This window comes from Leisingera sp. G5_S3_59_S7 (assembly GCF_054968485.1).
Genome location: NZ_JBQKUH010000114.1, coordinates 1 through 829 on the forward strand (window position 1 = coordinate 1; position 829 = coordinate 829).

Below are 829 nucleotides of genomic sequence, written 5' to 3' on the forward strand. Positions count from 1 at the left end.
GGGTCCGTTGCATTAACAGCAGAGGGCTGTGTTTGTCGTCGGCTTTTCTCGCCTATCACGCAGCCTCCTGGAACAGTTTGGCGATGAAGGCGATCTCGTTGATCACCCCGGTTTCACAATTCTCGAATTGGCCTTTTCGAATGGTGCGGAAAGTTTCGATGCCAGCGAGCGCGGCCTTCGCTCCGGCCAGTGTCTGGAACCCGCGCATGGTGCGCAATCGCTGCTTCAGTGCGGCATGATCACTCTCGATTCTATTGTTTAAATACTTGCGGTTAACGTGGCGGATAGCATTATCAGGCCCGAGCCGGCCGTTGATCTCGCCGATCACCTTTGCATAGCTTTGCGCCTTGTCGGTGACGATTGTAAGCGGCTGATAACACCGAACGGTGTCTTGCGCCTGGCGCAGAAATGCCCTTGCTGCCTTGGCATCCCGCCGCGCCGTCAGGCGGAAATCGATCAGCTGGCCGAACTGATCCACGGCCCTCCAAAGGTAACGCCAGCGCCCGCCCACACGAAGGTAGGTCTCATCGACATGCCATTGCAGCCCGCGCCAGGAGCGGTGTCGGGCTTGGGCCCGTTTCCGGATTTCGGGGCCAAACTTTCGCACCCATCGGTGAACCGTCGAGGCATCAACAGTAACACCCCGCTCGGCAAGCATATCCCGCACGTCCCGGCACGAAAGCGGGTAGCGGCAGTACCAGCGCACCGCCAACAGGATGACCTCGCGCGGAAACCTGTGCCGCTTGAACGGATTGCGCCGGGACATCGCTCACTCCTCAGCCTGGGGCAACGATGTCTCCGACATCCCGATGGTTAATGCAACGGACCC

Annotated in this window: 1 protein-coding gene; it reads right to left on the reverse strand. The window is 59.6% G+C overall.

The genetic code is table 11. The features are described from left to right. Positions 1-55: 55 nt before the first annotated feature. Positions 56-766: an IS6 family transposase gene (locus tag ACTRWG_RS22730; RefSeq protein ID WP_462829987.1), complete on the reverse strand. Its 711-nt coding sequence runs from the start codon at positions 764-766 to the stop codon at positions 56-58. Positions 767-829: the final 63 nt, after the last annotated feature.